Source organism: Actinopolymorpha sp. B9G3, from assembly GCF_040120725.1.
Classification (GTDB): domain Bacteria; phylum Actinomycetota; class Actinomycetes; order Propionibacteriales; family Actinopolymorphaceae; genus Thermasporomyces.
The window spans coordinates 115325-140720 of record NZ_JBEEAB010000012.1 but is presented as its reverse complement, the minus strand read 5'-3'; the positions used below and the strand labels follow the sequence as shown (position 1 = coordinate 140720).

The 25396-nt window shown below is 68.4% G+C and carries 18 protein-coding genes; 11 read left to right on the top strand and 7 right to left on the bottom strand.

Going from position 1 to position 25396, the window contains the following annotated elements; all coding sequences use genetic code 11:
• Nucleotides 1-232: 232 nt before the first annotated feature.
• From ABNF93_RS21215 to ABNF93_RS21200, 4 genes are all read left to right on the top strand, one after another.
• Nucleotides 233-970 carry a DivIVA domain-containing protein gene (locus ABNF93_RS21215; protein WP_349329870.1) on the top strand — a complete coding sequence of 246 codons (738 nt, stop codon included), beginning with the start codon at nucleotides 233-235 and terminating at the stop codon, nucleotides 968-970.
• Nucleotides 967-1638 carry a DNA-3-methyladenine glycosylase I gene (locus tag ABNF93_RS21210; protein WP_349329869.1) on the top strand — a complete coding sequence of 224 codons (672 nt, stop codon included), beginning with the start codon at nucleotides 967-969 and terminating at the stop codon, nucleotides 1636-1638. The genes ABNF93_RS21215 and ABNF93_RS21210 overlap by 4 nt, the downstream gene beginning before the upstream one ends.
• A gap of 34 nt (nucleotides 1639-1672) precedes the next feature.
• Nucleotides 1673-2086 (top strand): RidA family protein, encoded by a 414-nt coding sequence (locus tag ABNF93_RS21205; protein ID WP_349329868.1) that lies wholly within the window; start codon nucleotides 1673-1675, stop codon nucleotides 2084-2086.
• 330 nt (nucleotides 2087-2416) lie between these two features.
• Nucleotides 2417-4393 (top strand): ABC transporter substrate-binding protein, encoded by a 1977-nt coding sequence (locus tag ABNF93_RS21200; RefSeq protein WP_349329867.1) that lies wholly within the window; start codon nucleotides 2417-2419, stop codon nucleotides 4391-4393.
• Between the two features lie 101 nt (nucleotides 4394-4494).
• Here the strand turns inward: ABNF93_RS21200 and ABNF93_RS21195 are convergent, their stop codons facing one another.
• Complete coding sequence (locus ABNF93_RS21195; protein ID WP_349329866.1) at nucleotides 4495-6849, bottom strand: glycoside hydrolase family 95 protein; 2355 nt, start codon at nucleotides 6847-6849, stop codon at nucleotides 4495-4497.
• A 213-nt stretch (nucleotides 6850-7062) separates the two neighbouring features.
• Here ABNF93_RS21195 and ABNF93_RS21190 point away from each other — a divergent pair, with 213 nt between their 5' ends.
• On the top strand, nucleotides 7063-8586 hold the full coding sequence (locus tag ABNF93_RS21190) for an alpha-N-arabinofuranosidase (RefSeq protein WP_349329865.1): 1524 nt from the start codon (nucleotides 7063-7065) through the stop codon (nucleotides 8584-8586).
• Between the two features lie 12 nt (nucleotides 8587-8598).
• On the opposite strand, the gene ABNF93_RS21185 is transcribed toward ABNF93_RS21190, so the two are convergent.
• Nucleotides 8599-9597 (bottom strand): LacI family DNA-binding transcriptional regulator, encoded by a 999-nt coding sequence (locus tag ABNF93_RS21185; RefSeq protein ID WP_349329935.1) that lies wholly within the window; start codon nucleotides 9595-9597, stop codon nucleotides 8599-8601.
• Between the two features lie 220 nt (nucleotides 9598-9817).
• Nucleotides 9818-12610 carry a hypothetical protein gene (locus ABNF93_RS21180; protein WP_349329864.1) on the bottom strand — a complete coding sequence of 931 codons (2793 nt, stop codon included), beginning with the start codon at nucleotides 12608-12610 and terminating at the stop codon, nucleotides 9818-9820.
• A gap of 251 nt (nucleotides 12611-12861) precedes the next feature.
• Here ABNF93_RS21180 and ABNF93_RS21175 point away from each other — a divergent pair, with 251 nt between their 5' ends.
• Nucleotides 12862-13632, top strand: a complete 771-nt coding sequence (locus tag ABNF93_RS21175; protein WP_349329863.1) for a GNAT family N-acetyltransferase — start codon at nucleotides 12862-12864, stop codon at nucleotides 13630-13632.
• 19 nt (nucleotides 13633-13651) lie between these two features.
• On the opposite strand, the gene ABNF93_RS21170 is transcribed toward ABNF93_RS21175, so the two are convergent.
• The gene (locus ABNF93_RS21170; RefSeq protein WP_349329862.1) at nucleotides 13652-14452 is read right to left on the bottom strand and encodes an enoyl-CoA hydratase/isomerase family protein; all 801 of its coding nucleotides are present in this window, start codon (nucleotides 14450-14452) and stop codon (nucleotides 13652-13654) included.
• Nucleotides 14452-15249 (bottom strand): PaaX family transcriptional regulator, encoded by a 798-nt coding sequence (locus tag ABNF93_RS21165; RefSeq protein ID WP_349329861.1) that lies wholly within the window; start codon nucleotides 15247-15249, stop codon nucleotides 14452-14454. The genes ABNF93_RS21170 and ABNF93_RS21165 overlap by 1 nt, the downstream gene beginning before the upstream one ends.
• 202 nt (nucleotides 15250-15451) lie before the next feature.
• Here ABNF93_RS21165 and ABNF93_RS21160 point away from each other — a divergent pair, with 202 nt between their 5' ends.
• From ABNF93_RS21160 to ABNF93_RS21145, 4 genes are all read left to right on the top strand, one after another.
• Entirely contained in the window at nucleotides 15452-15619 is a 168-nt protein-coding gene (locus ABNF93_RS21160) for a DUF3117 domain-containing protein (RefSeq protein ID WP_349329860.1), read from the top strand.
• Nucleotides 15620-16095: 476 nt separating this feature from the next.
• Nucleotides 16096-17124, top strand: a complete 1029-nt coding sequence (locus ABNF93_RS21155) for a S8 family serine peptidase (RefSeq protein ID WP_349329859.1) — start codon at nucleotides 16096-16098, stop codon at nucleotides 17122-17124.
• Nucleotides 17016-19508, top strand: coding sequence for a S8 family serine peptidase (locus ABNF93_RS21150; RefSeq protein ID WP_349329934.1), 2493 nt, complete (start codon nucleotides 17016-17018; stop codon nucleotides 19506-19508). Before ABNF93_RS21155 ends, ABNF93_RS21150 begins: the two co-directional genes overlap by 109 nt.
• A gap of 332 nt (nucleotides 19509-19840) precedes the next feature.
• On the top strand, nucleotides 19841-22159 hold the full coding sequence (locus ABNF93_RS21145; protein ID WP_349329858.1) for a hypothetical protein: 2319 nt from the start codon (nucleotides 19841-19843) through the stop codon (nucleotides 22157-22159).
• A gap of 21 nt (nucleotides 22160-22180) precedes the next feature.
• Here the strand turns inward: ABNF93_RS21145 and glgA are convergent, their stop codons facing one another.
• Nucleotides 22181-23335 carry a glycogen synthase gene (gene glgA, locus ABNF93_RS21140; RefSeq protein WP_349329857.1) on the bottom strand — a complete coding sequence of 385 codons (1155 nt, stop codon included), beginning with the start codon at nucleotides 23333-23335 and terminating at the stop codon, nucleotides 22181-22183.
• Nucleotides 23336-23598: 263 nt separating this feature from the next.
• Nucleotides 23599-24993, bottom strand: a complete 1395-nt coding sequence (locus ABNF93_RS21135) for an HNH endonuclease signature motif containing protein (protein WP_349329856.1) — start codon at nucleotides 24991-24993, stop codon at nucleotides 23599-23601.
• A gap of 238 nt (nucleotides 24994-25231) precedes the next feature.
• On the opposite strand from ABNF93_RS21135, the gene ABNF93_RS21130 reads away from it, so the two are divergent.
• Nucleotides 25232-25378: a hypothetical protein gene (locus ABNF93_RS21130; protein ID WP_349329855.1), complete on the top strand. Its 147-nt coding sequence runs from the start codon at nucleotides 25232-25234 to the stop codon at nucleotides 25376-25378.
• The last annotated feature ends 18 nt before the right edge of the window (nucleotides 25379-25396 follow it).

Genomic DNA, 25396 nt, shown 5'->3' with positions numbered 1-25396 from the left:
GTCCTCCCTGCGCGTCCGGCTCGTCGGGGTGTCCGGACCACCCCCAGCCTCGCACCTGGGGCGAAATGATCACGTTTACGTGACCAATGCCCACGGTGCGCGGCCAATGTGGCGCGCATCGTGGGGACTTGCCGCGCATCGTACGCAAGGCGCAGCCCGATTTCGGACCAGAACGCGGTTTCCCGGCGTCCCCACCCGACACGTGGATGGGCTGACATGGCACGATCAGGCCATGACCTGGTTGTGGGTCGCCCTGGTGGTCGTTGTCCTCGGTCTCACCGCCACAGTCGCGGTGGGGCGTGGCGGCGCGATGGCACGTGCCTATCCGGACCGGCGCGACGTCCGCCTGCCCGCGGACCGGCCACTGAGCGCGGACGACCTCAGCGACGTCGACTTCTCCGTCGTACTCCGTGGTTATCGCATGGACGAAGTGGACGAGGTGATCCGGCGCCTCGTGCACGAGATCGCCGCCCGCGATGCCCGGCTCGCGCGGCTTGGTGAGGCCGGCCGGGAATCCGGCTACGGGCACCATGCGGCTACCGATCCGGCCAACGCTCCCGGCATGCCCCCCACCACGTCCGGCGTCAGCGGAGCCCCTGGCGACGGTTACCCTTCCCGGCCCGGGCATCGTGCCACCGGCGACGTCCTCGTCGGCGCCGATCCAGGCCTCTGGCACCCTGCCGAGCCCGATCCCGCACACCCCGCAAACCCCGGACACCCCGCAAACCCCGAACACCCCGCAAACCCCGGACACCCCGCAAACCCCGGACACCCCGCAAACCCCGGGCACCCCGGACACCCCGGACACCCCGAACGGACCGGAAACCTCCGTGACGACGAGGCGGCGGCCCTGCTCGACCCGTGGGCCCGAGAGCCCGTCGACACGCCGGAACGCGGGCCGCTCGAGTCCACCTACCCACCGCACCCGCATGAGTCCTCCGGCCGGCACGCGGGCGCCGGGGAGCCGTGAGCGCACCGGTCGGCCCGGACGGCGCCACCCGGTGCCCCTGGGCCAACTCCACTCCGGACTACATCGCCTACCACGACGAGGAGTGGGGCCAGCCGGTCCGTGACGACCGTGGCATGTTCGAACGCCTGACCCTCGAGGCATTCCAGTCCGGCTTGTCCTGGCTGACGATCCTGCGCAAGCGCCCCGGGTTCCGGCGGGCCTTCGCCGATTTCGACATCGCCACGGTCGCGGGCTACGACGAGGCGGACGAGGCGCGCCTGCTCGCCGACACCGCGATCGTCCGCAACCGGGCGAAGGTCAGCGCGGCCCTCCGCAACGCCCGCGCAGCGCTGGAACTACCCGACGGGCTCGCCGGGTTCCTCTGGTCGTACGCACCCGAGCCGGACGGGCGCCCCGCCCCCCTGACCCTGGCCGACGTACCCGCCAAGACTCCTGAGTCGACCGCCATGGCGAAGGCGTTGAAGCGGAACGGATTCGCCTTCGTCGGCCCCACGACCTGCTACGCGATGATGCAGGCCACCGGCATGGTCAATGACCACCTCGCCGACTGCGTGGTCCGCGCCACGGTCGTCCATGTGTCCCGTACCACCTCAGTACGCCGAGCTGCGGCGTCCACCCCCAGGCGGGGAGCCAGGTCCCGCGCGGCCGGCGCCAGCACGTCCCCATGAGATCCTCGACACCCCGACCGAGGGAGTGAGTCCCATGCCACGTCAACGGGTGTCGTCAGGGTCGCCGTACGAGAAGGAGATCGGCTTCAGCCGGGCGATCTCCGTCGGTGACCGGATTCTCGTCGCCGGCACCGCACCGGTCTGGGACGACGGCGAGGTCGATCCGGATCCGGGGGTCCAGGCGTTCCGCTGCCTGGAGATCATCCTCACCGCTCTCGCCCAGGTGGGTGGCGCCCCCGAGCACGTCGTACGCACCCGGATCTACCTCACCGACGCGTCCTATGCGGATGCGGTGGGTCGCGTGCACGGCAAGGTCTTCGGGGAGGTACGCCCGGTCGCGACGATGGTCGTGGTGGCCGGACTCCTGGACCCGCGGTGGAAGGTAGAGATCGAGGCCGAGGCGCTACTCGAACCACGCCGCAAGGGGTGGAAGGCCCTCGGCGGCTGACCGCCCCGGTCGAAACTTTTCGTTCCCCGTCGGCCTTGCCGAAGGCCCTGATGTCGACCAGGTTTGACGTTACAACTCATGTGGCGCTGGAATCCAGTCGCGAGTTGGGGCCCGAAACTGCTGTCCAGTAAGGCTTCGGCCGACAGGGGTCGTTGTCAGGTCTTCGTCGGCGTCGCAATCAGACGCCACGGTCGCCCACATTGCTGCCCGGGGGCAGCTCTCCGCACCGAGTAGCACAGCTCGGTCCGTTTTCTGCCGGCAGCCGCTGTCGCTACGCGGGCTGCCTGAGCGGGCTGCTATTGCGACGCAGGATGAGAAAGGAGAATCTCCGTGGATCACACTAGCCTCAAGGCTGGTCTGACGAGGCGACAGCTGCTGGCGACGGGGGGCGCGGCGTTCCTGGCGACGACTTCGGCTACCGCATGCGACGCACTCTCCACTCGCCCGGGCGGGAACGACGGCCCTTCCAAGGCCAGCGGCGCCAAGGGCATGGAGGCGCCGTCTCTGGCCAAGCAGGTCAAGGCAGGGAAGTTGCCGCCGGTCAAGGAGAGGTTGCCCAAGGAGCCGTTGGTCGTCAGGCCCGTAGAGAGGATGGGCACCTACGGAGGCGAGTGGATCAACTGCGTCACTGAACTTGCCGGGGGATACGAGTACTTCGGTTATGAGCAACTCGTCGGCTGGGACATCGAATGGACCAAGGTCGTTCCCATGGTGGCGAAGTCGTGGGAGGCCTCCGACGATGGCAGGACCTACACCTTCACCTTGCGTGAGGGAATGCGCTGGTCTGACGGGGAGCCGTTCACTGCCGATGACATCGTCTTCGCGTACGAGGACGTGCTGAGTAATGAGGAGTTGTATCCGGACTTTCCAAGTTGGCTCACCTCGGGTGGTGAGCCGGCTAATCTGGAGAAGGTCGACGACTACACCTGTCGGTTCAGCTTCTCCGAGCCGCACGCGTTCTTCCTGCAGCGGCTCGCCTCGCCCGATGGCATCATCCTCACGAGCTTGCCCAAGCATTACCTGCAGGAGTTCCACAAGAAGCTCAACCCCGACGCCGAGGAGTTGGCCAAGCAGGAGGGCCACTCCACCTGGACCGAGCACTTCCTCGCCAAAGGTGGTGCCGGGCTCCTCGACCTCGGCCCATGGCAGAACGCCGAGTTTCCGACCTTGCTGGCGTGGCGCGTAACCATCCCACTGGGAGGTGACCGACTCGTCGTCGAGCGCAACCCCTACTACTGGAAGACCGATCCGGAAGGTAGCCAACTGCCCTACCTGGACCGGGTGGTCGTGGAAGTCGTCCAGGATGCGGAAGTGGCCGTACTGCGGACCACGGAGGGTCGATACACGCTTCCACCGAGCGACTTCCTGACGCCGGACAACAAACCGGTGTTCGCACGCGAGCGTGAGAGCGGAGGCTACCACTTCGCTCCGCTCGTCACCGCCGACACCAACTACACGACGGTCTCGTTCAACATGACGGTCGAGGACCCCGCGTTGCGGGAGGTGTTCCAGAACAGGGACTTTCGGATAGCGCTGTCGCATGCGATCGACCGCGACGAGATCATCACCGCGGTCTACCAACGGCAGGGCGAGCCGTGCCAGGTCGCTCCCCGAAGAGAGGGTGACTTCTTCCACGAGACCCTGGCCAAGCAGTACACCGAGTTCGACATGGCAAAGGCCAACAAGCTTCTGGATGACGCCGGCTTCACCGAGCGGAACAGCGACGACGTTCGGCTCCGTGGCGACGGCAAACCCATCCGTTTCACCGTCGAGATCCCGATCGGTTTCGACCCGACCTGGCCGGACGTGGCGGAGATGGTCCAGGGCTACTGGAAGCGTGTCGGCGTGCAGTTGGACATCAACCCGGAGTCGACGGACCTCTTCTTCGAACGAACGGGAGTGAACAAGCACCAGGCGGTCTTGTACGCCGGAGAGAACGGGCTCTACGACGCCATCCTGGATCCTAAGTGGTATCTCCCTCTGAACGCAGGGTCCCTCTTCGCCACACAGTGGGGACTCTGGTACGACTCCGGCGGCGATGGCGGCGAGAAGCCACCCGCTCAACCCCTCCGGCAGATGGAGCTCTACGACGAGATCAAGGTCACTCCCGACGAGGCACGGCAACGCGAGCTGTTCATGCAGATCCTGGACATCGCGCAACAGGAGTTCTACCTCATCGGCACCGTCCTGCCCACTCGCTACAACATCGTCCAGAACGACTTCATGAACGTCCCCAAGATGCGCGAGTCCTGGATCTATCCCGACCCCGCACCCGCCAGACCGGAGCAGTACTTCCGCAGCGCCTAGGAAAGGCGACCGCCTTCCCTCGGCGGCACGAAACATCGACTGGCCAGGCCGCCGGTGCAAGACACCGCACCAGCGGCCTGGCCATGCCTCGTGGCGATGTCCTACTCCATGGCCGCGCCGGATGCGTACGCCCGGTAGGTGTGTCCCTCTTCGGCGTCCAGTTCGATCAGGTCCGTATCGGCCTTCGTCGTTCTCGCGGTGTCGCCATGTGTGAGGTCCAGCACGACGTGGCGCCCGGCGAACATCCGACCGCGTACCCTCACGCGGCCGGTATGGTCGGCGGCAATGAGGATCTCGTCGGCCTGGCCGTCGCTCCATGCCACACCGACGGTGTAGCCTCCGCGGCCGCGGAGCCCACTCACCGCGCCGGTCGGCCAGGCGGCCGGGAGCGCCGGCAGCAGGTGCAACTCGTCGTTGTGGCTGTGTAAGAGCATCTCGGCGATGCCCGACGTCGCGCCGAAGTTGCCGTCGATCTGGAACGGCGGATGCAGGTCGAACATGTTCGTGGCCAGCCGGTCGGGCGTGAGGAGCTCGCTGAGTAGTTCGTGCGCCCGTTCCGGCTCCTCGAGGCGCGCCCAGAAGTTGATCTTCCAGGCCAGCGACCAGCCGGTTCCCGCGTCGCCACGCAACTCCAGGGTCCGCCGCGCCGCCTCGAACAGCTCGGGGGTGTCTCGCCTGGTGACCTGGTTGCTGGGATGCAAGCCGTACAGGTGGGAGACGTGCCGGTGGTGTGACTCTGCCTCCACCCAGTCATGGAGCCACTCCTGGAGGTTGCCCCGCGCACCGATCTGCAGAGGTGCGAGGCGTTCCTTGGTGGCAAGCACGTGGGCGCGGAATTCGGGATCAACACCGAGGATCGCACTGGCGCTGACGCAAGCTCCGAATAGGTCACGGAGGATCTGCATGTCCATGGTGGGCCCGGCGCACACGCTTACGTCAGGGTGGTGGGCAAGCTCCGGTGAGTTCGACGGGTTGGTGACCAGCCACCCGAGACCGGGCTCCTCCACCAGCGAGTCGAGGAAGAATTCGGCGGCGGCCTTCATCGCCGGGTAGTACGACCGGAGGAAGTCCAGGTCCCCGGTGAAGCGGTAGTGGTCCCAGATCATCGTGCTGAGCCAGGCGCCGCCGGTCTGCCACATGCCCCAGAACGCGCCGTCCACGACGGAGCCTCCGCGCCAGGCGTCGGTGTTGTGGTGGGCGACCCAACCGCGGGCGCAGTACTGCACCTCGGCAGTACGCGCCCCGGTCACGCTCAGGTCCTCGATCATGTCGAAGACCGGCAGATGGCACTCGGCCAGGTTTGTCGGCCCTGCCGGCCAGTAGTTCATCGGCAGGTTGATGTTGAGGGTGTACTTCGAGCCCCACGGCGGATCCAGCTGGTCGTTCCAGATGCCCTGCAGGTTCGCGGGCTGGGTGCCTGGCCGGGAGCTTGAGATCAGCAGGTACCGCCCGTACTGGAACAGCAACGCAGCAAGCTGGGGATCGTCCGTGGTGGCGTGGCGCTGGATCCGTACGTCGGTAGGCTGGTCGGCGGCTGCGGTACGTCCGAAATCGATTGACGTGCGGGCGAACAGTTCCCGGTAGTCAGCGATGTGGCGCCTTCTGAGCTCGTCGTACGGCCTGTCCTCCGCGTCGCGGAGGTGAGCCCACGCGACCGCTTGACAGTCGCCGCTCACATCCTGGTAGTTGACGTAGCTGGTGCCGATCGAGATCAACAGGGTGACGCTGTCGGCACCGGTAATCCGCAGTTCCCCGCCGCTGCTACTGACCTCGCCGTCGTGGGTGACGGCCCGGGCGAGCGCGAGGAACCGCACCGACCCGGGGACACCTTCCATGTCACTGGACACACCGTCCAACGCGATCGTCGCATCGTCGGGGCTGATCGTGTTCATGCGTTGCGGGCTGTCGAAGGTTGCCGAGAACGTGATCGCCCCAGGGGTGTCCGCCGTGAGGCGCAGCGCGACTACCTGGTCAGGAGCGCTCGCGATCACTTCGCGCCGGTACCGCACACCGTCCGCTGCGTAGTCGACGGTGGCCGTTGCCGTGGTGAGGTCGAGCTGCCGGCGATATTCCGTCACCTCGCTCGGCGTCGGGAAGGTCAGCCGAAGATCACCCACGGGTTGGTAGGCCAGCTGCCCGACCGGGCTTCCCAGGAAGGCCTCGTTGATCAGGTCCTGGGCCTCCCGCCATCGGCCTTCGAACACCAGGCGCTGGACTTCCGGCAGGGCATCGGCTCCCTTGGAGTTGCTGGAGTCGTACGGTCCACCGGCCCAGACCGTGTCCTCGTTGAGCTGGAACCGCTCGGCATCGACGTTGCCGAACACCATGGCGCCGAGCCGTCCATTGCCGACAGGCAGGGCACGAAGCCAGCTCGCGCCGGCTGGTTCGTCGTACCAGAGTCGTAGGTCGTGGGTCGTGGGAGTCTCCAGCGAGTGGCCGCGGGTCAGATCGGTCATGTGTCCCCCTCGAACTCCGCGCCCGACCTCTCCCGCGGGAGAGCTGACGTCGTTAGGATCGATCGCGGCTCAAGGTATAACGTCAAACCCACGAAGGGGAAGGGCGGGCGCTGGCCCGGCCGGGCGACTGAACGCTTCACGCCGAGGGGCGCGGGATTACGGCCGCGGTTCAGCCTGGGGTCCTCCCCTCTGCCGACCACCGAAAGGTTCAGCATGACCATGTCCAGCGCACGCGCGGTCGTCGATCTCGATGTCACCGGCGCAACGATCAGCCGACATCTGTACGGCCACTTCGCCGAGCACCTCGGCCGGTGCATCTACGGCGGCTTCTACGTCGGTGAGGACTCCTCGATCCCGAACGAGGGCGGCATCCGTCTCGATGTCGTCGAGGCTCTGCGCGCTCTGCAGATTCCCAATCTGCGCTGGCCTGGTGGCTGCTTCGCCGACGAGTACCACTGGCGTGACGGTATCGGCCCGAAGGAGCAACGTCCCCGGATGGTCAACACGCACTGGGGCAACGTCGAGGAGAACAACCACTTCGGCACCCATGAGTTCATGGCCTTGTGTGAACTGCTCGGAGCCGACGCCTATGTCAACGGCAACATCGGTTCAGGCACTGTGCAGGAGATGAGCGACTGGGTGGAGTACCTCACCCGCGACGGTGACAGCCCGATGTCCCGGCTTCGCAAGGCCAACGGCCGCGACGAGCCCTGGAAGGTGCCGTACTGGGGTCTCGGCAACGAGGCCTGGGGCTGCGGCGGACACATGCGCGCCGAAGCCTACGCCGATGAAGCACGGCGTTACTCGACGTTCTGCCGCAACCATGGCGACAACACGTTGTACCGAATCGCCGCCGGCGCGGCCGATGACGACCTGGCCTGGACCGAAACCCTGATGAAGGCGGTCAGCTGCCTTGGTTGCGCCCGTGAACCGCGCGGCATGTTCCAAGGCATCTCGTTCCACTACTACTCCCATGACGGCAGCGGACTCAACAAGAACCCGGCCACGGCGTTCAGTGATGAGCAGTACTACACGACCATGATCAAGGCGGTCGACATCGACCGCGTCATCGCGGGCCACACCGCGGTCATGGACGCCTACGACCCGAAGCGCAGGATCGGCCTGATCTGCGACGAGTGGGGCACCTGGTGGAACACCGAACCAGGGACGAACCCGAGGTTTCTGTACCAGCAGAACACCCTGCGCGACGCCCTGGTCGCGGGGGTCCACTTCGACATCTTCCACAAGCACGCCGCCCGGCTCCACATGGCCAATATCGCCCAGACCGTCAACGTCCTCCAGTCGATGATCCTGACCGACGACGCCGGAGGCATGGTCCTCACGCCCACCTACCACGTGTTCGAGATGAACAAGGGCCATCATGACGCGCTGCAGCTCCCGGTCCATCTGATCGAGCGGCCGGACGCCTACGACGCGGATGGCGCACAGCTCGACCTGGTCTCGATCTCGGCCAGCACCAAGGGCGCAAACGCCTTGATCTCGGTCAGCAACCTGGCGCTCGACTCCGACACGACGCTCACTCTCGACCTACGCGGTCGAACCGTCACCGGACACCACGCTCGTGTGCTCACCGCGGATGAGCCACAGCGCCACAACACGACGGCGGCTCCGGACGCGGTCGCTCCGGCCGATCTGGACCTTGCCCTCGACGGCGGAGTGCTGACGGTCACCCTGCCGCGTCATTCGTTCAGTACGATCCACCTCGACCTGGCATAGGCCATCGTTCGGTCAGCGGCGGGTCGAGTCACGCTCGATGATCTTCGCCTCGGGCATGACGACCCGCGCTGGCCGAGATGCGCCACCATGCTCGATCCGCTCCATCAACAGGGAGCAGATCGCATCGGCCATCTCGTCGTTCCCCGGCTCCACCGTGGTCAACGCAGGCAGTGTGAAGCGACTGTCGGCGATGTTGTCGAATCCGATCACCTGGACATCCCTGGGAACGTGCAAACCGGACTCAGCGAGCGCACGCAATGCTCCGACGGCAGCCGAATCGGTCAGCGCGAAGATGGCGTCGACGTCAACGCCGGCCCGGATCAACGTCAACGTGGAGGTGTAGCCGTCGACGACCCGGAAGCAACACGACAAGATCAGGTTTTCGTCGACCGGCAGTCCGGCCGCCTCATGTGCCTCGCGATATCCGCGAGCGCGGAGCTCGGGCATCGACTGCTTGTCGCCTAGTACGCCACCCAGGAGCGCGATCCGGCGTGCTCCAGACTCCAGCAGCAACTCGGTAGCTCGCCGGGCACCGACTACGTTGTCCATCAACACATGATCGAAGCGTGCCGGCACGGCCCGCTCCCCGATCAACACGATGGGTGTGTCGATGCTGAGCTGTTCCAGATCGGCCGCGTCGCCGGCAACCACGCTGAGAACGAAGCCGTCATAGGTCCGCAACCGCGCCGCAGCAAGCGCATCCAACTCAGCCTGGCGTTCGCCGCCAGTCCGTTCCATCACCAACCGAAGGTCGTGGTCGGCGAAACGATCGGCCAAACGGCCAGCGAGCTCGGGATAATACCCAGACTCGAAACCAGGAACGGCCAGGCCAACCATGCCCGTCCGCCCCATGCGGAGGTGCCTCGCCGCCATGTTGACCCGGTAACCGAGCGCGGCAATGCTCGCCAGCACCCGACTCCTGGTCGATTCACTCACCCGCTGGGACCGCCCGTTGATCACATTGGACACGGTCATGGTGGACACCCCGGCATGGCGAGCCACATCGTGCATGGTCACACCGGCACGACGATGTACGCCCCTGCCCGGACCGCTCACCGTCTGCCCTCCCCTCAAGGCGCAACGTACGCCCCCCGCGCATCCGAGCTTACGCACCCGATCCAGGTGTCCTGATCTCCCGTGACGCTGCAGGTGCCGGCGGGGCTCCAGCATTCCGCTGGCGAGAGGGGCGGGCCCAACCGACCGCGCGGTAGCGCCTTCCCTCACCTGGGGATCAGCTCGCCGTACGTCCCCAACGCGTCTTGGGGTCGGTGTGAACCACGTAGTACGGCTGATTGGCCAGATCAGGAGCGAGCCCCGGGTACGGCCAGGCGGCGTAGCCTGCTGTGACCTCGAAGAAGTACTGCACGGAGTAGAGGCTTCCGGCCGTGTCGGTGGAGATCTCTCCGACGAAGGCGCCGTCTCGTTGCTCCAGGTCGAGAGAGCTGTAGGCGAGGGCCTGGTTGACCGGCCGCCACCGCACGCGAACGCCGGTGACCCGTTCGTCCTCGGTTCGCCAGCTGATCTTGATCGCCTTCCCCGGTTCGAAGTACTCCGCGGGTGTGTGCTCTCCGATCGGGGCAGGTGGTGTGGTCAGTTGCTCTTCGAGGGCGACCGGATCGGCATCGGTGTCCGCGGTCTCCGTGTCCTGCAGGGTGGCTTCGAGCGCTGCGAGATCGGCGAGCAGGGCGGGGCGACGGTCGGCCCAGGTGCCGCGGGAGAAGTCGGTCTGACCGAACGGAAGGTCACTGACGTAGGGCTTTGCCGCCTCGACGATCGCGTCCCAGGCGGCGATGGCGGACCGTTGGTGATCGACGGCGCGGGCCAGCATGGGCCGGCCGAGTGATCGGAGCCCGTAGGCGACCGCGGCCCGCAGCGCGGAGGCGAAGTACCGTGCGAGCTGCGCCTGGATCCGGACATCGATGGCGACGACCCTGAACAGCGGCTCGTTGCCTCCACCACCGCCGCCGCCACTGCCGCCGCCGCCACTGCCGCCACCACCACTGCCGCCACCACCACTGCCGCCATCGGCCTGCTCGGCCTCGGAGAGGGCGGTCAGCGCCTCCTCGGCCAACTGCTCGAGCCGATCCGCGAGCTCCACCGGCGTGTGCTTGCCGCGCCACTGTCCCGCCAACACATCGGCCGCGAACTCATCCACACCGTAGATCAACTCGGGGTCCAACGGACTGACGTTGCCGAAGGAGAACGGAGGCGTCATGTCGAAGTCGGAGTTGGCCGGCCAACCCTGGGCCCGGTACGGACTCTCCATCCGCTCGGTCCGCGGAAGCAGCGACACCGGAGTCGGCATCTCGGGCCAGTAGACATTGCACGCCGTCGACGGCACGTGGAGCACCGTGATCAGCGGCAGCACCCGGGAGGCAGCGCCAAGTGCGCGACCGGTCGCGTCAGCCGCGGCACCGAAGGTCGTCCGCAGCTCCCTGGTCAGTTCCGCCACCGGGGTCTCCGGCTCGTAGGCGGTGCGGCCGAGGAGGCGGTAGGTGTGGCGGTACTTCCACCAGTCATCCGCGGCGGCTTGCAGGTCGTCGTCCTGGTACAACCGCCTGCTCGTTCGCGGCCCGTCCGGCGACCCGAGCGCGGCGCTGTCCTTCTTCCCCAGAAAGGACATGGGCTCGAACCACTCCATGCCCAGCGCGTCGGCGAAGTCCGCGTGTCGGCCGTAGCCGGCGGCCAGCACCGGATCGCCCCAGAGCAGCACCCGCTGGGTTCCGGGCCACACCCGGTGCAGCAGTCGGTAGGGCCGGTTGGTGTGGGCGTAGTCGCCGTACCCATAGCGGGTGAAGCTGCGGCGCGAGGTGGTCTGCGTGCCGGTCGCCTTCGCGTCGGGGTGCCCGGTCCCGGGTGCCCACACGCCTGCAGGCTCGGCCTTCTCGCCGGCTTTCCGACGACCGGTCCGCTCCTTCTCGCGGATCGCGGCCTGCTGGTAGGGCAACCCCTGGTGTTCGCCCCAGTGCTTGGTCGACAGCGTCAGCGGTACGCCGAGATCCGTGGCGATCGCGATCAGCTCCGCGCTCACGCCCTTGGCATGAAAGTCGAGTTCGACCAGACGTCCGACCTGGGGAAGCCCGCTGAGCACCACCCGCCAGAACTCGTGCGTGGGCTCAGGTACGCCGCCTTCGAAATGGACCCGAAAGGTCAGGCGCCTGATCTCCGGACAGGCCTGCAACAGGGTGGTGAGGCCATCCCGGCTGTACTCGGCATGGTTGTCCGGACCCAGCCCTCTGATCGGCCACCGCTCGGTGTCGGCGTCCGGGTCGTAACGGTAGGCGTGGTTCCACAACCCGAGCCCGAAATCGAGACCACGCCGGGTCGCCTCACGGGCAATGAATCGCAGGGACTCCAGATTCCGCTCCCGCTCGGCGTCACTGACCCCCTCGGCCCGTACGTCGTAGCCGTCCACCCCGGTCAGGAACGGGTAGGGGAAGCAGAGGTAGTTGTCGGTGACCCGGCGGTCGATGAGGTAGTCGTTCATGGCACCCAGGCCCAGACTGAACCGGTTGAACCGCTGGCAGGCGAGATGGGTGAGGTAGTCCTGCCAGAAGGCCCGGTCGTGGAACCATGTCCGGTCGGTGGCCGCCGTGGTGAAGATCCGCGTGATTCCACGAGCGACGTTGCGCGGGCGCTCGAGGTACTCGCGGAGTCCGTGATACTCCGCCAGCACGTCGGCGCTGTTCTGGGCGATGTCGTAGAGCTCCAGCAGCGCGTAACCAAGTCCGCGGTTGTCAGCGGCCGTGATCAGCACCGTCGAATCGGCCGGCACCGACGCCATCGCGAAGGACTCCGGAGTCGTCGCGAGGTCAGAGCCGTGTCTGCGCCGCCATCGGTCCACCAGATCGCGAACCCGGCCGTCACCGGGCGGGCAGACCAGCAGCCGAACGTCGGCCTGGACCTCAGGCTCCACCAGGCGGAACCCCTGCCTGGCCAGCTCCTCTGTGAGCAGGTCCCGCGCCCAGGGCGCGGTCGTCAGTCGGGCGTCGGAATGGCCGATGGTCACCGTTGGACCAGTCATCGATCTGACCTCTCCTCACGTTCATGAGCGGCGTCGCGCCATAGACGGGGTTTCCGTCGCCGCCCGCGGGGAGGTGACTGCGACTGTCGCACCCTGCCAGTTTCCGTATCGTAGAATTACCTTTTCAGTTCTTGGCCTGGCTTGGATAGTTCCGGTCCTCATCCGGTCATCCGGGCGTTGTCCACGTTGTCGTGACGGGGCTGATATACCTGTCAGCTCGAGAACCCAGCACCGGAGGTCGGTGGCTGACCATGGGCGTCGGGATCGACGAGGCGATCGAGGTCTTCGTGCGGGGATTCTCCTTCAAGCGGAGCCGTACGCATCCCTACGTCCCCGAACGGATCGGTCCGGCCTGGGTCATGCGCGATGCGCCACGCGGGGGCAAGGCGCCCACCTACCGGCGCGAGGAGTGGGTCGCATGGGGGATCGACGCGGCCGACCTCCACGCCCTCGCAGCTGAGCACACCCGCGGCCGGTACGCGATCTGCGCGATCCGCGCGCCCGGCGAGGCGGAAGGGCCGTTGCGTCAGGCGTACAAGCAGCTCGGCTACCGGCTCGGCGCGACCGAGGCGCTGATGGTGCATCGACTGGACCGGATCCCGCGCACCAAGGCGCCGGCACGGATCACCCGCGTGACGACGCCGGAGCTGGCAGGACGCCTGGCCCGCGCGACTGAGAGCAAAGCGCTCGAGGAAGCGGCGCTTTCGCGTGACGCTCCGCTTCGGCAGTACGTCGCCCTCGACGGCGACGAGCCCGTCGGATGGGTCCAGAGCATCGTCGTCCGCACGGAGACGTCGGGCGACGCGGCGCCGATGACCTGGTGCGCGGACATGTTCGTCCAGCCGTCGCATCGTCGCCGCGGCATCGGCCGCGCTCTGCTGGAGCGGATGCTCCGCGATGACAGTCAGCGGGGAGCGGCGGCCGCGGTCCTGTTGGCGAGCCACGACGGCGCGAAGCTGTACCCCGTGATGGGGTACGACCAGATCGGCCAGCTCTACCTCTACTCGCCGACCAGGCGCTGACGCCGCCCGCCGGGAGTGTTCAGTGGCCGTGGAATGTCGGGCGCTCCTTGGCCTGGAACGCCGCGACCGCGGCCCGGTGGTCCTCCGTCGTACCCGTGAGCCGCATCATCTCCCCCTCGAACTCGAGCGACTCCTGCAGCGTGTGGTTCGCGGCGTACGCGAGGGACAGCCTGATCGCGGCGTAGGCGGCGGTGGGGCCGGCGGCCAGTTCCCGGGCGAGCGCGGTCGCCTCGGCGGCGAGAGAGTCGTGGGGCACGACGGACGTGGCCAGCCCGATGTCGGCCGCTTCCTGGGCCGAGATGGTGCGGGGACGCATCAGGAGGTCGACCGCGCGGGCGTGCCCGACCAACCGCGGTAGCGTCCACGACGTACCCGTGTCGCAGGTCAGCCCGATCGCGGCGAACGCGAGGTTGAAGCCGGCGGTGTCGGCGACCACCCGGAAGTCGCAGGCGAACGCAAGCGCGGCGCCCGCTCCCGCGGCCACGCCGTTGACCGCGGCCACGACCGGTTTTGGCATCGTCGCCAGCCCGAGAGCGATCGGGATGTAGTGGGCGGGCACCGTGCTCCAGACCTCCTCCGGCGCCTTCTCGGCGAGGCTCACGGCATGCTCGCGGAGGTCCTGCCCGGCAGAGAACGCCTTGTCACCCGCACCGGTCAGGAGTACGCAGCGGATCGACTCGTCCTCGGCGGCCTGGCGGACCGCGTCGCGCAGCGCCTCCTTGGTGAACAGGTCGAGGGCGTTACGGGCCTGCGGCCGGTCGAGGGTGATCGTCGCCACGGCGTCGGTCACGTCGTAGCGGACGGGCGGGTGGTCGGTCATCAGGTCCCTCCTGGTGGAGCGAGGCAGGCATCGACGAAGCGGGTGGCCGCGGGATGGAGCCGGGCTGCGTGGGTGTCGAAGTACGCCGCCGCCCCGTCGCCGGGCCAGTCGTCGGGAAGGAGGCTGCGGGGGAGTCCGGGGTCGGTGAAGAGGAACTTCCGCCATTCGTGCACGAGCCGGCTCCGCAGCGCGTAGGCGGTCTCGTCATCGCGTTCGGCGTCCTGCGTGCCGTCGAGCAGGGTACGTGCATCGGCGAGCCAGTCCCGATAGGCCGCGCCGAGCGCGTCGAGGTCCCAGGCGCGCCGGGCCAACGCCTTCGGGTCGGTGGGCTCGCTGGCCAGGAAACTGTCGGCGTGGACGCCAGCGGCGGCGAGGAGCCCTTCGACCTCGCCGGACGGTCGCGGCGCGATCCAGGTCGTACCGGCGAGTCTTGCGTATCCGAGGAAGCGGAGGCCGGCCTCGAGCCGTTCGCGGGCGGTGCGGGCACGGACCGGGGAGGTGACGAGGAGGTGCCACCGGCCGTCCCAGCCGGCCGCGCGGGTGCGGTAGATCCGTACCGCCGCATCGTCGAGCCTGCGAACGGCGCGGTCGGTGAGGGCGTATCTGGTTCCGGCGCGCGGCTGCCCCACCGGTGTGAGCCAGCCCTGGCGTACCATCCGCGACACCGCCTGGCGTACCGCCGGCGCCGCGATCCCGAGGGGGGCCAGCAGCCGGACGAGGGCCGAGACCGGCGCGCGTCCACCCCGCGACCGGAGGTGATCGCCGTAGAGGTCGAACAGCGCCGATCTTGCCTGCATGACACCGAGTCTGCCCGACGGCAACGGGTCAGAAGCCGGCCAAAGAGGACACCTTCGCGTTTCCGGCAGGTGCCGCGCCGATCTTGACTACCGGGCCGGTCCGGCCATGCGGGATAATGGGCCCTCGAATCGACACGCGTCGGCGGCGTGTCACCGGTTCTCGGTGTGTCGTCGCGTACGGACGGCAGGAAGGAGTGCGCGCATGGCGGCCATGAAGCCGCGGACGGGCGACGGACCGCTCGAGGTCACCAAGGAGGGGCGCGGCATCGTCATGCGAGTGCCGCTGGAGGGTGGCGGGCGGCTCGTCGTCGAGCTCTCGGCAGACGAGGCCGGTGAGCTCGGTGACGCGCTCAAGTCGGTCGTGGGCTGAGCCCATCGCCTCACCGGCGCCATCCGGAGTGGGTCTGGTGCGATATCCAGGCCTGACGCGCCACATCAGCTAACGGGACTACGCGGCCCCGGTCAGATAAGTACTGACCGGGGCCTCGGCATGCCCGGCTCGCATGTCGTACGACCGGGCGCGGAGCTCTTGAACATGGACGATCGTCGGCGAGGCCTCGGTCATCGACGCCGTGGCGTCGACGCGGGACCCCTCGCTGTAGCGGCATGTCGCCGTTCTCCCGCACTCTCACTGGTGATAACGGCTTTGTAACCATTTAGCCGGCCTCTCGGCACTCGCGCAACATTCTGGCTGTTCATGTCGTCCTGGGTGCTGCATACTGCTTGCGTACATACTGAGTATGTACGATCCGTTGCTCCACATCCTGTTACACGGGGGCCTGTCAGGTGCCGGGGTCTGTCGGCGATGCCGTGCTCACGTGTGTCCGCACTACGGGGAGGTACTGCATGAGTTCCATGCATCGCCGGGTCCGTGCCTTGGGCATGGCCGCACTGGCTGCCGGGCTGGCCATGGCCATGAGCCCGACAGCCGTCGCCGGACCGGGCGGGTCAGCCGGCGTCGGCGCCGCACCGCCGGCAGGTCCAGAGGCGGCACCACACGCACGCGCACCACGGGCTGGCAGCCAGGTGTCTGTCACGCTGATCACCGGAGACCGGGTGCTGCTCCCGTCGGCGCGGTCGTCGACGGCGAGCGTCCTGCCCGGCCCGGGCCGCAGGAACATCCGGTTCGTCACCCACCGGGTTGACGGCCGACTCACCGTCGTTCCGTCCGACGCGCTCCCGCTCGTCCGGTCGGGCGCACTCGACCGCCGGTTGTTCGACGTGACCGGCCTCGTCAAGGCGAAGTACGACGACGCACGTCGGTCCGCCGTTCCGCTGATCGTCAGCTACGACGGTGAGTCCGCGCAGGCGCGCGGGCAGGACCGGCTGACCGCGGCCGGCGGGCAGGACGCGCGCGACCTGCCGGCCGTCGACGCCACGGCCATCGAGGTCGAGAAGAAGGCGGCCAAGGGCTTCTGGGACTCGGTGGCCGGCGGCCAGGGGAAGGCCCGCACCTACTCCGGCGGGATCGACAGGATCTGGCTCGACGGCCTCCGCAAGCCGGTGCTGGACAAGAGCGTCCCCCAGATCGGGGCGCCCGAGGCATGGGAGGCCGGCTACACCGGCAAGGGTGTCACCGTGGCGGTGCTCGACACCGGCATCGACGCCACCCATCCCGACCTGGAAGGTCAGGTCGCCGAGGCCAAGGACTTCTCCGGCGAGGGTCCTGGCGACGGCTTCGGGCACGGTACCCACGTCGCGTCCACGATCGCCGGTACGGCGAAGGCGTCGGACGGAAGTACAAGGGCGTCGCGCCGGACGCGAAACTGCTCGACGGCAAGGTCTGTGACTCAGGCGGCAGTTGCTCGGAGTCGGCGATCCTCGCCGGCATGGAGTGGGCCGCCACCGAGAAGCAGGCCAACGTCGTCAACCTGAGCCTCGGCGGCGGCGACACACCAGAGGTCGACCCGCTCGAGGAAGCCGTCAACACGCTGACGGAGGAGACGGGCACGCTGTTCGTCATCGCCGCTGGCAACTTCGGGCCGGACGCCCAGACCGTCGACTCTCCAGGCAGCGCCGACGCGGCTCTCACGGTCGGTGCGGTCGACAAGCAGGACGAGATCGCGGACTTCTCCGGTCGCGGCCCGCGAATCGGTGACGGTGCGATCAAGCCCGACGTCACCGCACCGGGTGTCGACATCGTCGCCGCCAAGGCCGAGGGCACCGAGATGGGCGAGCCGATGGGCGACGGCTACGTCACCGCGAGCGGCACGTCCATGGCGACCCCCCACGCGGCCGGCGCGGCCGCGCTCCTCGCGCAGCAGCACCCGGACTGGAACGCGCAGCAGTTCAAGCCCACGCTGACGGCTTCGGCGAAGGCGCATCCGGACCTGACCGTGTTCGACCAGGGCGGGGGCAGGATCGACGTGGCGAAGGCAATCAAGCAGTCGGTCTTCTCCGAGCCAGGGAGCGTGTCGTTCGGTCTCGCGCGCTGGCCGCACGGCGACGACGAGCCGGTCACCAGGAAGGTCACCTACCGCAACAGCGGATATGCCGACATCACGCTCGACCTCGCCGCCACCATGGCCGGGCCGGACGGCGAGCCGGCGCCGGCGTCCGCGGTGAAGCTCAGCGCGGACAAGGTCACGGTTCCAGCAGGAGGCACCGCCGAGGTCGAGATCACCTCGGTCACCTCCCACGACGGACCGGACGGCGCCTACAGCGGCCGGCTCGTCGCCACGGCGGGCGACCAGGCGGTCTCCACGCCGATCGGCGTGGAGAAGGAGGTCGAGAGCTACGACGTGACGATCAAGCATCTCGACCGCCAGGGCAAGCCCGCGGCCGACGCGTACGGATTCCTCTTCGGCCTCGACGAGTACGTCTGGCAGGACCTCATGCCCGATGCCGAGGGTACGGCGAAGGTCAGGCTCCCCAAGGGCAAGTACCTCCTGGAGTCCAGCATCGTCACATGGGACGAGGAGTCGTCGGAGTGGAGCAGCCTCGTCCAGCCTCTCCTCACACTCGACGCGAACGTCACGATCACCGCGGACGCCCGCAAGGCAAAGCAGGTGACCACGACTGTCGAGCGAACATCGGTCCGGCCTGCCGTGGTTGACCTGGGCTATGACCGCAACGCGCGCAACTCGCTGGGATCCTCGGTGCTTGCGTTCGACTTCACGGGTCTCTACGCCGGACGACTCGGGAAGAAGGTCGCAGGTTCGAAGATGGTGTCCCACGTCGGAAGCCAGTGGGCCGAGCCCGGGCCGGCGGAGGACTTTGCCAACAGTCCCTTCTTCTACGGGTTGCTCGACGTGGAGCGAGGACACTACTTCAGCGGTTTCGAGCGCACTGCGCGGGACCGCGACCTGGCGAAGGTCACCGCGCGGCTGGCGCAGACACTGCCTGGCCGGCGAGGCGGTCGCGTGCTGTTCGGCTCTGGCAACGGCGTATCCGGTGGATGGGCCGTCGTCGCGGCCATGGACCTTCCACACAGGGTGACGACGTTCCTCGAGCCGGATCCGGTGCGTTGGGACTCCGAGGTCAGCGAGTTCGTGATCGACGAGGAAGGCTGGCCGGTCGACCAGACCTACCTGGTGTCCACGCCTCGGACGTACAAGCGGGGTGAGTCCGTCAAGGAGCAGTGGAGCGACGCGGTGTTCGGTCCGGCGTTCCCCGGGGCGGACTTCGCCTGGTCGGAACGGTTCGGCAACGAGATGTACATCAGCGTTCCGATGTACTCCGACGGGTCCGGGCACGCCGGTGACTCGCTCACCGACACGGCGAGGACCACGCTGTACCGCGAGGGCAAGAAGGTCGCGGAGTCGGAGTACGGCGGCTATCTCGACGATGTGGTCACGGTGCCGAGCGCGAAGGCGTCGTTCCGGCTCGAGGTCGAGGCGACGCGGCCGTCGTACTCAGGTTTCTCGACGACGATCGACACGACCTGGACCTTCACGTCGGGCCGGACGGCCGATGACGAGGCGGAGGCGCTGCCGCTGACGGCCGTCCGGTTCAGCCCGAAGGTCGACCAGCGCAACCGCAACCACGAGGGTACGCAGGCGACGGTGCCGGTGAGGATCCAGCCACAGGCGGGATCTGCGGCCGGCAGGCCGAAGCACCTCGAGGTGGCCGTGTCGGTCGACGAGGGCAAGACCTGGAAGACCGCCGAGACCATCCCCGCCGGTGACAACCGTTGGGTGGCGGTCGTGGAGACGCCACAGTCCGGAGCGGAGTACGTCTCGCTGCGGGCGAAAGCGAGTGACTCGAAGGGCAACACGGTCGAACAGACGATCCTGCGGGCATACGCCATCGGGTCGTAACCGGTTCGGGGGGTCCGGGGGACGCCGGCCCCGGGCCAGCACCTCGGGCCGGCGACGGTGCCGACCTGACGAGTGAGGGCCGGCGGGTTCTGCCATCGAACGATGGTGGAACCCGCCGGCCCTTGGTGCGTTCTGCGTCGGCTTCTCCGACTCCCCGGCGGATTGGCAGCGCACGCCCCGGGGCGGCTTGGCAGCGAACCGGTCCGTCCTGCTGGACATAAACGAACAGGTGTCGGATCGAGGACGGGCTCGGCGGGCGAGCCCTGGAAACGGGGAATGTCATGCGCTGTGCGCCGCTACCCAGGTCGACGAAGGTCCTCGGGGTGGCGGCCATGGTGATCGGTTTGCTGTCCGGTCCGGTGGTGACCGCCCCGCCCGTCCCCGCCGCGAACCCGGACCTGGCCCCGCGGCCAGGTGCGTTGGACGAGCGGCCGGGTGGGTGGGAGCGTTCGGGCAGGCAGGCCGAGCGTCCAGCTGTGCTGGAGCATTCGGGTGGGCTGGAGCATTCGGGTGGGTTGGACAAGGGGTCAGGTCGGACGGTCGACGGGCAGACGCGGACCGTGACGCTGATGACCGGCGACCGAGTGGTGATCGCATCGCCAGGGCAAGTCACGGCCGGCGAGGTCGTTCCCGGTCCCGGGCGATCCGGAATGACCTTCCTGACCCGGCGGTTCGGCGACGCGCTCCAGGTCATCCCGGCTGACGCCCTCCCCCTGGTCACGACCGGCGCGGTGGACGGGCGACTCTTCGACCTCACCAGCCTGGCGGCAGCCGCGACGGCTGGCGAGCCTCGCCTGCGGGTGACCTATCGCGACGCCGCGCGCCGTCAGCAGGTGACCAGCGACGGCGCCGCGCTGTGGGCGGCCGCCCGCCCGGTCGACGGCAGCACGCGCTTGCGCGGGGGAGTGAGCCGGATCGCGCTCGACGACGGGTCGATACCTGCGCAGGCCTGGCACCGCTCGCTCGGCGCCGGCCCGCCTCTTGGCGCCGGCCCGTCACTTGGCGCCGGCCCGCCTCTTGGCGCCGGCCCATCTGTTGGTGCCGACCCGGCCGGTGGCGCCGAGCAGGCGCCTCGCGACTCCGGCAAGCGCGCCGAGACCCACGAGCTCACCATCACTCATCTGGACCCGTCGGGCCGGCGTACCGACCGCGTCGGCGATCTGCTCTTCGCTCTGGACGACGACCGGCTCGAGTTTCCGAGGGGCGACGGCGGTACGACGCGGCTGCGCCTTCCCGAGGGTCGCTACCACCTGGAGGCGACGGTATTGTCCGGGCGCGCCGATGACCCAGACTTCCACACGGTCGTCCGGCCGTTGATCGACCTCGACCGGGACATGTCCGTGACGATCGACGCGCGCACGACGAGACCGGTCACCGTTGACCCACCGCGGCCGGGGGCGCGGCTCGCGCTCGTCGATCTTGCGTACCGCCGGTACGGCACCGATCCGACCCGCGTCCTGGAGTCGGGCTTCCTGTCGCACCGGCTCGACGACACTCACACGGCCCACCTGGGCCCCGAGGTCGGGCCGGACGAGATGGTGGACCGGCTCAACACGCAGTGGGCCCGACCGGACGAGCAGGGCGGTTTCGCCGATACGCCTTATCTCTACGGGTTGTACTGGCTCACCCGCGGCCGCTACCTCACCGGGTTCAAAGGCGCGGCACGCCCCGGCGAGTTGGCGACGATCCGGTCGCGGCACGTGGCCCAGGCCCAGGACGCGAGGGTGTGGCACACCTTCGCGCCTTCGGCGCAGGCCGCCGGCGGGATCGGCGGCTGGTCGGTGGGCATCCCGTTCAGAACACCGTCGACCGTCACCGCCCACCTCATGGCCGGTGACGTCCGCTGGAGCGGCTCGCTCACGCACACCACGGGGGCGGGGAAGACGCAGACCGAGCTGAGCTGGCTGTCCTCGCCGCCGCGGGCGTACCCGGCTGGTCAGACGTACGTCGAACGCTGGAACGCGGCCGTGCTGGGACCGGTGCTTCCCGGCCCGCTGCCCCGCTCTGGGGCCGACCATCCGGCGGCCGTCACGCGGCACGGCAACCGGATCGTCGTGGCGCTGCCGATGTACTCCGACCAGTCAGGACATCTCGGTGGTTCACGGACGGGCCGGGCCGCGACGACGCTCTACCGGGGGCGTGGGCAGGGTCGGACCATGGTCGGGGCCACCGACGAGGTGGGCAGCGGGGAGTTCGAGGTAGGGTCTCGCGCCGCCAGGTACACCCTCGTCACCTCAGCGACACGTCGCGGGTTCGCGGATGTCTCGACCCGGGTGACGGCATCCTGGGAGTTCCGGTCGGCCAGGGCTCCCCGATCGGGGAAGGCGTTGCCGGTGAGCGTGGTGCGGTTCGCGCCCCCGGTCGACGCACGTAACCGGGTTCTGGGCAGCGGCCCGACGCTGGTTCCGGTGACGGTCCAGTCCCAGCTCGGCAAACCGAACCTCACCGTACGCACGCTGTCGATCCAGGCGTCGACCGACGACGGGCGGACCTGGACCCCGGTCCGGCTCATGCGGCGGCCGCACGGCGAGCAGGTCGCGGTGGTCCCGCACCCCTTTCGTCGTGCGTACGTGTCGTTGCGGACGAGGGTGGTCGACATTCACGGCAACCGCTCGGAGCAGACGATCACCCGCGCGTACGCGGTGCGATGAGGCGGCCGGTCGACGCAGCCGTCAGAGCAGGCCCGCGTAGACGTCGGTCGTACGACGGGCAATCGCGTTCCAGTCGAAGTCCCGCACCGCCCGCTCGCGACCGGCCCGGCCCATCGCACGGGCCCGCCCCGGGTCGGCCACGAGTGCGTTGACCGCGGAGGCCAGGTCGTGCTCGAAGCAGTCCGCGTCGGCCTGGTCGTAGGGCACGAGCAGCCCGGTCTCGCCGTGCACGACCACCTCGGGGATCCCGCCGACTGCGCTCGCGACAACTGCCGTCTCGCAGGCCATGGCCTCGAGGTTGACAATGCCCTGCGGTTCGTAGATCGAGGGGCAGCAGAACACCGTGGCGTGGGAGAGGACCTGGATGACCTCGTGTCGAGGAAGCATCTCCTCGATCCAGACGACACCCTTCCGGGTGGTACGCAGCAGATCCACGGCGGCGGCCGCCTCGTGGGCGAGCTCGGGGGTGTCGGCGGCGCCGGCGAGGAGTACCAGCTGAGCCGCCGGGTCGAAACGGGTCGCCGCCCGGAGCAGGTGCCGCACCCCCTTCTGCTGGGTGATCCGGCCGACGAACACCACGGACGGGCGGGACGGGTCGACACCCAGACGTTCGACCACGCCGGTGTCGGGGTCAGGTGCGTACTGCCGGGTGTCGATGCCGTTCGGGATCACCGTGACTCGGGCTGGGTCGACGCTCGGGTAGTGCGTGAGGACGTCGCGCCGCATCGCCTCGCTCACGGAGATGATCGCGTCGGCGCTGGTGTAGGTCGTGCGTTCGGCCCAGGTCGACAGCCGGTAGCCGCCGCCGAGCTGGTCGGCCTTCCACGGCCGGAGCGGTTCGAGGGAGTGCGCGGTGACGACGTGCGGGATCCCGTGGAGGAGCCCGCCGAGCTGGCCGGCGAGGTTGGCGTACCACGTGTGGGAGTGCAGAACCTGTGCCTGGCCGACGGCGGCGGCCATCTCGAGGTTGGCGGCGAAGATCCGCAGTGCCGGGTTGGCGCCGTCGAGGCGGGGGTCCTGCTCGGTGTGCGCGGTCGCGCCGGGGCGAGGTGTACCGAGGCAGTGGGTGTCGAGGTCCACCAGGGGCGCGAGCGCTCGCGAGAGGTAGTCGACGTGGACGCCGGCACCGCCGTAGACGTCCGGTGGATACTCCCGGGTGAGTAGGGCGACGCGCATGCGGGCGACTATGCGGGTCCTGGCGACTGGTTTCAAGGGCTTGCGTGGGTCGGGATTCTGTGCGTTCTGTCGGAGCTGTTGTCCTCGCCCGTCCGCCCGGGAACCTGGCGGCCCCGCCGACAGGACCTCGATGCGCTTCCGCGCGTCTACGGTCCGATCTCTCTTGATGCCGTTGTCCGGGTCCACGAATTCCCAGCCGGACCTGACATGACCTTTACCGTGCCCGCTCACCTTCGGCGGCGATGACTCTTCCGCCGACGCCGCTATGTGCGGAGTCTGGTGTTGCGTAGGGGTTTTCGGGTTTTGCTGATCCATTCAGGTGGGGTGAATTCTGGTTGGCCGTCGGCGGCCATGTGGACGGTCCAGGTGCCTTGGTGGATGAGGCGGTGGTGGTAGCCGCAAAGGAGCACGCCGTTGTCTACGGTGGTGGGTCCGCCTTGGAGCCAGGCGATGGTGTGGTGGGCTTCGCACCAGGAGGGCGGGCGGGTGCAGCCGGGGAAGGCGCAGCCGCGGTCTCGGAGTTCGAGGAGTCGGCGGGTCTTGCCGATGAAGAGCCGGATGCTGTCGGTGATCGCGGGTTCGCCGTTGATGGTGCCCCAGAGGGAGATCTTCGCGTCGCATGCGGCTTGTTGGGCGGTGCGGGCGGAGACGGTGGTGCCGGTGCGGAGCAGCGTGGCGTAGCCGGTGCCGGCCGCGAGGTCGTCGCCGTCGATGGTGATGACCAGGTGTGGTTTCTCCCCGGCGTGGGTGGGTGATTCACCGGAGTTGAGGTAGCGGCGGAGGAGTTCGACGAGCCCGTCGCCGAGGCGCTGGGGATAGCTGCGGGTGTCGGGTCCGTCGGCGGTCGTGGGGCGTGGCGCGGCGAGGGGTTCGAGGGCGGTGCGGAGCATGTCGGCGGCGACCGGGTCGAGTTTGCCGCGGATGAGGGTGCTGGTGGTGTAGGGGTCGTCGTGGAGGGACAGTTCGCGTTGCCGGGCAGCTTTGCGTTCTTCGTCGGCGAGTTGTTTGGCGAGGAGTCGTTCGGCCAGGTCGGGGTCGACGGCTTCGAGGATGGTTTTGCCGAGTTCGGCGAGGATCTTGGGGTTGAACGTCCTGGCGTGGGCGAGGAGGACCTGCTCGGCTTCGGATCGGGTGTCGGGGCCGGCTTCGGTGGGCAGGTCTCGGATGGTTCTGGCGATCACGTGGGCGTGGTCGTCGGAGATGTCGCCGGTGTGGAGGTTGAGCTGGGTGAGTACGAGGTGGCTGTCGAGGTCATGGGCGAGCTTCACCATCCGGTGGGCGTGTTCGGGGCGGAGTCGGAGCAGTCCGGACAGCCAGTTCGCCGTCGAGGGGGTGCCAGCGGTCTTGCCCAGATCGCGTCGGTCGGCCTCCCGGGTGGCGTTCAAGGTGACGGCCGCGATCTGGCTGGTCAAGGCATGCAACTCACCTAGCAGTTCGGTGAGTTCCTCGTCGGGCATTGACCACAACAGCGCCTGGGACTCCTCGCCCACCCGGACTCGCATCCGCGACACCAACGTCGACAATCGATGCCGTGGCTCCGGCGCCTGCCACCTGCCAAGACCCACGCCAGTGCCGCCGGTGACGGTTGCGCTGCCGGCATCTCCGTCGCCGCTGGCGCCACCGCTGGCGTTGCCGCGTCGGGTGGCGGCCGTGTCCATGATCCAACCATAGATGCGACCACCGACAACCGAACCGCGAAAGCCCTGTAAAACAAAGGCTGTTCCATGATCATGAAGGGCAAGTGGTGCTGTACGCCCGAAAGCCTTCATGATCACGATCATGATCACGGGGGTCAGCGCCGCCCGCCTTCGGCCGCTGTCGGTCGTAAACCGATTGCGCCCTGTCCGCATCGGCTGGTGTGCTCACGTTCGTCCGTACGAGAGGGTGGGTGGAGCCATGACGGCGTACGTCCTGACACCGCACCAGGAACTTGCCGCGGAACTCCTGCGGGAACGGTTCGGGACTGTCGACGTTCGCCCGCATGAGACGTGGGGTTCGTCCGTCGTCGTGGAGGCGCAGACTCCGGATGGTGGCTTTTCCTGAAGGCCAACGGGGACCGGA